6 protein-coding genes and 2 pseudogenes are annotated in these 7,111 nt (G+C 68.8%); 5 read left to right on the top strand and 3 right to left on the bottom strand.

Going from position 1 to position 7,111, the window contains the following annotated elements:
- Positions 1-239 precede the first annotated feature (239 nt).
- A complete protein-coding gene (locus tag ADK57_RS18000; RefSeq protein ID WP_053750490.1) occupies positions 240-494 on the top strand; it encodes a hypothetical protein in 255 nt (84 codons plus the stop codon).
- Between the two features lie 19 nt (positions 495-513).
- Positions 514-1,026 (top strand): WD40 repeat domain-containing protein, encoded by a 513-nt coding sequence (locus ADK57_RS47545; RefSeq protein ID WP_078973192.1) that lies wholly within the window; start codon positions 514-516, stop codon positions 1,024-1,026.
- 201 nt (positions 1,027-1,227) lie between these two features.
- Here ADK57_RS47545 and ADK57_RS17995 read toward each other — a convergent pair.
- From ADK57_RS17995 to ADK57_RS52460, 3 genes and pseudogenes are all read right to left on the bottom strand, one after another.
- Positions 1,228-2,356: pseudogene (locus tag ADK57_RS17995) on the bottom strand (FAD-dependent oxidoreductase).
- A gap of 349 nt (positions 2,357-2,705) precedes the next feature.
- Positions 2,706-3,101, bottom strand: a complete 396-nt coding sequence (locus ADK57_RS51280; protein ID WP_234390271.1) for a hypothetical protein — start codon at positions 3,099-3,101, stop codon at positions 2,706-2,708.
- A gap of 201 nt (positions 3,102-3,302) precedes the next feature.
- Positions 3,303-3,441: pseudogene (locus ADK57_RS52460) on the bottom strand (Clp protease N-terminal domain-containing protein); the annotation flags it as partial.
- Between the two features lie 961 nt (positions 3,442-4,402).
- Here ADK57_RS52460 and ADK57_RS17985 point away from each other — a divergent pair.
- The 3 genes from ADK57_RS17985 to ADK57_RS17975 all read left to right on the top strand — a co-directional run bounded on the left by ADK57_RS17985 (position 4,403) and on the right by ADK57_RS17975 (position 7,045).
- Complete coding sequence (locus ADK57_RS17985; protein ID WP_053750489.1) at positions 4,403-5,152, top strand: class I SAM-dependent methyltransferase; 750 nt, start codon at positions 4,403-4,405, stop codon at positions 5,150-5,152.
- Between the two features lie 126 nt (positions 5,153-5,278).
- A complete protein-coding gene (locus ADK57_RS17980; protein ID WP_053750488.1) occupies positions 5,279-6,037 on the top strand; it encodes a hypothetical protein in 759 nt (252 codons plus the stop codon).
- Positions 6,038-6,430: 393 nt separating this feature from the next.
- Positions 6,431-7,045: a class I SAM-dependent methyltransferase gene (locus ADK57_RS17975; protein ID WP_053750487.1), complete on the top strand. Its 615-nt coding sequence runs from the start codon at positions 6,431-6,433 to the stop codon at positions 7,043-7,045.
- Positions 7,046-7,111 lie beyond the last annotated feature (66 nt).

The raw sequence follows: 7,111 nt of genomic DNA, 5'->3' as shown, positions 1-7,111 counted from the left end.
GGGTAAGTCGGCGCACGCGCTCGTGAACGTCAACGTCGGCCAACACTCCCGACGGCCTCGGCGTATCCGCCGATGCGGCGGGGGCACGCCTGGGTGAGCGCGACATCGCATCTCCGTCCACCAGACCACGCGGTGCGACAGCGGGGAGTCTATTCCTGAACGCATGATCGATGGTGATTTTATGTACATATATTTCTACTGACCGTTACAATCACCGCACCAGAGAGCGGGGGATCTGTATGGGCCCAGCACCCGAACAGGCGAGGCTCACCCGGCGAGCGCGGCTCCAGGCAATCTTCGCCGGCATCAGTGCGGTACTCGCGGTCCTGGCCGCCGTAGTGCCGGTCTGGATCGAGGAGACGACGACGTTCGAGCCCGACGGTGGCAGCGGATTGCTGGAGTGGCTGCTGAGCGCCGTGTTCGGCGCCGCCGGCCTCGCCCTCGGAGGTCTCAGCTACCGCACCCGCCTCCGCGTGCGGCGGGCAAGTACCTGACTGAGCAGCACCACTCACTGTGGGGTCAGGGGCAGGGCAGAGGATCAGATGCCGGCGGCGCCACGGTGACCCTACGGCCGCCAAACTGCGGAGCCTCGCGGCCTGGCGTTTCCACCCTTCCGCCGCCTCCCGTTACGGTCTGTCGGCCGCGGCGGCCCGGCCGGGTCATGCCATCCTGCCCGGCCACACCAATCGTGTCGTCGACGTCTCCCTCAGCCCGGACGGCAAGACTCTCGCCACGGCGTCGTACGACGGCTCGGTACGCCTGTGGGACGCGGCCACCCACCGTCAGATCGGCCGGACCCTGACGACCGGCAGCGGTGACGGTACGGTCCGGTTCTTTGCCCCCTCCCCCGCCGCCAGGCCGGACGAACTCCTCGCCCGTCGCCTGCCTGCTGGTCGGCAACACCACCGCAATCCAAGCCTCCACCCGCCTGACGGGGTGCTGACCACACTCCCGATATCACGCACGCGCAACGCTGGGTCTCACGCAACACCCCCAGCCTGCGGCGTCTCCAATTGCGGGACCTGACCCGGACAGCGTCACCGTTGCCCGACTCCACCAGGCCGAACCCGTCGGCAACTTCTCCGTCGCGCACGTCGCGCAAGCTCTGAATTCCACCACAGCGCACGTCATCTACCTGCGTGACCTCCCCTGAGACAACCGAGGGACCTGAACCGCGGGTGAGCTCGCTGGCTGAGCGGCCGGTTGCCTGGCCGTATTCGGTCACCTTCAGCCAGGTTGGAAGAACGCAAGCATCTTCTGGCTGGCGTCGGGCGACGTCAGGATTTCCTGGACGTGCGCGGACTGTCGGCCGGCAGCGCTGGTGCGTTCGAACATCTCGCGTTCGTATTCCTTGACGGCGGCGGGAAAGTCGTCCGGGTGCGCGGCCAGCGCGAGGCCGAGCAGGGCGCCGTCGAGCAGCGCCATGTTGGCGCCCTGCCCCACCGGCGGCATCAGGTGCGCGGCATCGCCGAGCAGCGTGACGCCTGGCCTCGACGGCCAGGTCAGGCCGACCGGGAGAGAGGTGATCGACCGCGGCAGGACCGTGTCGTCGCAGGCTGCGATCAGTGCGGTGAACCGTGAGTCCCAGCCGGTGAACAGCTCGATCAGCCGCACCCTGGCGGCGGCTGGGTCGCCGAACGGGATCCCAATGGTCGCGAACCAGTCCTCGGCGGTGTTGTAGAAGCTGAGGTAGATGCGTACGCGGCCGTCGCCGTTGCGCTGTGCCGACAGGGATCGTCCGTTGCCGAGCACCCAGTAGTTGCCGCGCCCGACCATCGCCGCGAGGTCGGGGTGGGTGCGGTCGATGTCGGGTATACCGAGCTCAACGACGTTTTGGCCGGTGTGCGCTGGTCGGGCGTCGGTGAGCAGTGCGCGGACCCGGGACTCCGCGCCGTCGGCGCCGACCAGCAGGTCGTACGTCGCACTGCTGCCGTCGGTGAAGTACAGCAGGCCACTGTCGGCGGATTCGCACGCATGCCCCCAGCGCACCGCGTGTTCGGGGAGGGAGTCCAGCAGACAGGTTGCGCAGATCGGCACGGTCGACCTCAGGTCGCTCGAGCGGGGCGTCGTCGGGCGCATCCTCCTGCAGCAGCAGGGTGCCGTCCGGCTCGAGAAGTCGCAGGTCCTGGCCTTCACGACGGGCAATCGCGTGGAACTGGTCGATCAGGCCGGCCTCGCGCAGCGCCCGCTGCCCGGTCCCGGAGTGCAGATCGAGCATGCCGCCCTGACCGCGCGCGCTGCGCGACGATTCCCGTTCGTACACGACGGCGTCGATGCCGTTCACGTGCAGCACACGGGCAAGGGCCAGGCCGCCCAGTCCGGCTCCGACGATGGTGATGGTGGTGGTGGTGGTCATGGTTGCCTCCGATTCGCCGTATTGCCTGCTCGCGGGAGATCGACCCGTGGTGCGCGTGGGCCGCCACCGGTGGGGCGCCGAACGCGATCCCGGACTCGCCGATCGCCTCGGCCGGGAACCCAAGGGAACCTGGTCTGCCGGCCGGCCTCGGCCGGCTCGGCGACCAGTTCGTACAGCCGGGCGTTGAGCCGCTCGGCAGGCTCGGTGGGCGCGGCGAACGCGCCTGTGAACCACGCCCTGTTCGCCGGCGGGAACGGCGCCGGCGCATCGCCGCTCACTATGCCCCCGTCCTCGCCTGTCCCGTCCTGTCCCGTCCCACCGACCGTTTCCGGCCCGTTGATCAGCCGGTTCACCGGCGGAGCCGGGGCGCGAGCACCGTGCGCACGACCTTGGCCAGGTTGCTCGCGGCGGATCCGCCCTCTTCTTCGGGTTCTGGTTCCAGTACGCGCTGGATCTGCAGCAGCAGCTGGTTGGTCGACCGCCAGAGCGGGACGAACATGCCGGCCACCGGCCCGACGCCCTGGATAGGGCCGCCGGACAACTCGGTGACCTTCTTGGCGATCGTGACCGTTGTCGGGTCCCGCAGGATCAGGTGCACCTCATCGTCGACCAGCCGGATTTCCATCTTGCGCGCGGTGGCCTCCTCCGGGTTTGCGTCCGTGGTCGTCTGCGGATCCAGTTCGTCGATCTTGGCGGCGACCGCGTCCGGGTCGACCCCGAGTTCGCGCAGCACCCTGGCCGCCATGCTGTTCTCCGCCCGCAGCATCGCCTCAAGCAGGTGATGGCTGCCGACCGGTGCGCCACCGAGCCAGCGCGCTGGCGGTGGACACGGTGTCCTCGGTGGCAGGTGTGCCGGTCGGCCATGGACCGGCCGCGACGTCCTGCGACCCCTCCAGTGATGCCAGCACCGCGGCACGGATCTTGCTGATCGGATTGATCCGCTCGGCAAGCACCTTCGCGCCGACGCCGTCGCCTTCCCTGACCAGGGCGAGCAGGATGTGTTCCGTACCGATGTAGGTGTGGTGCAGCTGCTGCGCCTCGCGCAGGGCGAGGTCCAGCGTCTTCTTCGCGCTCGGCGCGAACGGTCCTCCGCTGTGGCCGGTGACGGTACTGGTCATGCAGGCCTACGCATCATTCTGGGACTCTCTCGTGTTCGGCGGGATCGACGACGTAGACGTCGAGACGGTGACCGCCGCCTTCGGCTCACCTGTGGCAGGGCCTCGGCCGAGCCGTGGAGACCTGCCTCGCCGCTCACGGGGAGTGCTTACGAGCACCGGCACAGCTCAAGACGACAAGCGCCGACACTCCGCCGGACGGCTCGGAGCCTGCCGACCGTGAGCCGGTCGCCAGGCGGGCTCAGCGTAAGAACGCCGCGCACGACCTGGCCCATGAGCTGCCGCACAGGGCCACTCGCGCCGGGCGATCGCCCGGCACCTGGGCTGGGGGCTCAACAACGTGCTGCGCCACGCGCGCGCCGCGCACTGGCAGGACCCCCTCCGCGAGAACCGCCCCCGGTTCAGCAGGCTGGACCCTTAAAAGCCCTGCCCGTAAACGCGGTTCGCCGCAGGCTGCTCGAATGTCACCCTCCTGCACCGTGAGCTCCTCGCCGAGAACGCCCCCCGTCACCTATCAGATGGTCCGCGCCTACCTCGCTACCCTGCGCGTCACCGCGCCGCGCGGAAGGGCGTCCTGGCCCGTTGCCCGAGCTGGACGCCGCCGCAGGGCATGTCCGCGACTTCGGCGAGATGACGGCCCACCGCCTCGGTCCCACGCTCCCTGCCTGGATCGACCGTTGACGGCAGGTCAGCTGCCGGGCCCACCCGCTTCGCACCCCACCTGCTCCGGGACCTCGACGCGGTGACGGCCGGACTCACCCCGCATGGAGCTCCGGCGGCACCGAAGGCGCCGTGAGCCGCATCAAAAAAGATCAAGAGGCATCTCTACGGGCGAGCGGGATTTGAACTGCTCCGCAAGATGATCCTTTTGCAGTGACCCACCCTCAATATTCGAGTGAACGTACGGACGGGGCTGCGTAGGGTGCCGAGCGTGGACCCATCTGACTTCTACACCGGCATCGTCGCGGAGATCTACGGACCGCTGAAGTCCTTCTCCCAGGACCCCGAACCCTACGCAGCCTTCATTCAGCAAGCCGGCATGCCGGCACTGGAGCTGGGGTGCGGAGACGGTGAGCCCCTACTCGAACTGCGCCGACGCGGCCTGGACGTCGACGGCGTCGACTCCTCCGCCGACATGCTGGAGCGGCTCCGACGCCGGGCAGACGAACAAAACACCCGTGCCACCGTGTTCCACCAGCGCATGGAGGCTTTGAACCTGCCCCGTCGCTACCGGTCGATCTTCCTCGCCGGGCCGACCTTCACCCTGCTCCCCGACGACGCCACAGCGCTCGCCGCCCTGCGCGGCATCCGAGCTCACCTGGCTGAGGGCGGCACCGCCCTGGTGCCCCTGTTCACCCCCGCACCGACCGCCGCCGAACAGATCGGTCGGGTGCGCACGGCCGCCGCACCCGACGGCGCCGAGCTCCGGGTATCCGTCGTCGCCGAGCAACGCGACGAGACAGCCCGGATACAGACGACGCTTCTACGCTACGAACGGCACCACGGCTCTGACAGCACCATCGAAGAGCGCCCGTGGATCATGCATTGGTACACCCGGGACCAGTTCGAGAAGCTGGCCACGACCGCCGGCCTGGTCGTGACCGCGGTCACCGATCCGGACGGCAAGCCCGCCCCTGCTGATGCCACCGACCTGCTGCACTTCCGACTCCAAACCACCTGACCGCCTCGCCTCTGCGAAGGTCCGGGATCACCCTCCGCGACCGGTCCCCAAAGATCTGTGCCACAACCGAGTTCGGGAGTCACACATAGCGGTCGGACGCTGCCCCACGGCTGTCATACTTTTCGTATGGAGACGCAAGCCCTGAAGGACGCGCGGCGTTGGCTCGCCGAGCGGGGCGTTGTCGAGGTCGGTGGCAAGTGGGTCGGCGCCGAGGGGCCGGAGCGGCCGTTCACCGCAAACGAGATCGCGCACTCCTGGGCCGGCGAGGTGTTCACCGACGAGAGCATGGACGTGGCCGAGCAGGCGCGGCTGGCCTTCGGGATGCTGGATCTTCTCGACGACTACTGGGTGACGTGCGAGATCCGGTTCGCGGACCGGGGTTCGCAGGGGCCGCTGCCCGCCGACGTCCTGTGGGACGGCTATCGCCGACGACTGGAGGCGGAGCGGGATGCCGAGGCCGTCAGCTACTCCCTCTGGGTCGACTGGTTCGAGGATCGCGACACCACCGCGACGGCCTTCGCCGAGGTCCTTGGGAACGACATCGACCACGTCGTTGCGGAGGGATCGGACGCCCTCCTCCGCCGTGCCAGCCGGGTTCTGGCCTGCTCGGGCCCCGTGCCCTGGCTCGTGAAGCAGAAGGCGTACGACACCGTCGTACGGCTCCCCGCACTACACGTGCCGCTCTTCGAGGGGCTGCTGGCCGGCTACCACGACGTCTACGGCGACCTGGAGCCGACGGCCGCACTCGCTCTCCTCGCCCGCCTGCAACTCCCCGCGGACACCCCACATCTCCCGGAACTCCGCTCCGTGCTCACCGAAGGACACAGGAACCACTACCGCAGCCCCCACGCTTGGGACGACGCGGTGCGGGCCTCAACGGACTGAACTCGTCCACCCCGGGCGGAGACGGGCCCAAGGACTCCCGCTCCCGCTCCCGCTCACGCAGGGCATCAAGCCACCGGCCTGTCCGAGCCCTGAATCGGGCTTCACAAGCGCTGCCGGGACAGTGCCGGCACGGAGAGTAATTGCAGAGTGCTGCCGGAACCCATCGAGGAGCGGCCTCGGTTGAGACCTACGCGGCCAAGGACGTCGGCGACCACGCAGCTGGCGTTGTCGGGGTGTCGACGGTCAGGCAATTCCCCACGATCAGCATGATCAGCATGATCAGCATGATCAGCGTCACCTAATTCCCCATCCCTGCGATCACGACTCCCCATGGGGACGGTGGAATCCGTCGGGTGCACTCGGCAGGCCATAACCGGCCTCTACGATGATCCGATGCGCCAGCCCGCCGCAGAGCCGTACTGGAACACCAACGTTGCCCGGCACCCGGGCATCCTCCGGTCTGTTCCCGAGGGGTGCGGCGATGCCCTGGACGTTGGCTGCGGGGACGGGCTGCTGGCACGGAAGCTTGCCGGGCGGGCGAAACACGTCACCGGGATCGACAAGTCGCCGGACATGATCGCCTGTGCACGCGAGTCCGCCGCCCGTCACCCGCAACTCACCTTCGTCGAGGGAGACTTCCTCACCGCGGAACTTCCCGGTGCGGAGTACGACTTCGTCTGCTCGGTGACCACGATCCATCACATGGACTTCGAGGCGGCCCTCGTCCGCATGCGTGAGCTGCTGCGGCCGGGCGGCACGCTGGTGGTGGTCGGTCTGGCCCGCGAGGCGAGCGTGACGGAGTGGGCGGCGTTGATCGCCGCTGCCCCGATCGTGCGGATCACGAAGGTGCTGCGTCGCGCGCGCGGCCCGCAGGGCATGCCGGTCGCCGACCCGCAGATGAGCTATGGGCAGGTACGGTCTGCTGCCCGGCGGTTGCTGCCCGGCGTGCGCTACCGCCGACATGTGCTGCGCCGGTACTCGCTGACCTGGGAGAAACCCGCCCGCTGATCCGGCATCGATGGCGGGTTTGCGCTGCCGAAACCGTTGGCGAGGTGATGAGTTAGTCGACGGCCT

It is taken from the genome of Streptomyces sp. MMG1533 (genome assembly GCF_001279775.1).
Lineage (GTDB): Bacteria > Actinomycetota > Actinomycetes > Streptomycetales > Streptomycetaceae > Streptomyces.
The sequence above is the reverse complement of the archived record's forward strand: the minus strand, read 5'-3'. Positions and strand labels throughout refer to the sequence as shown.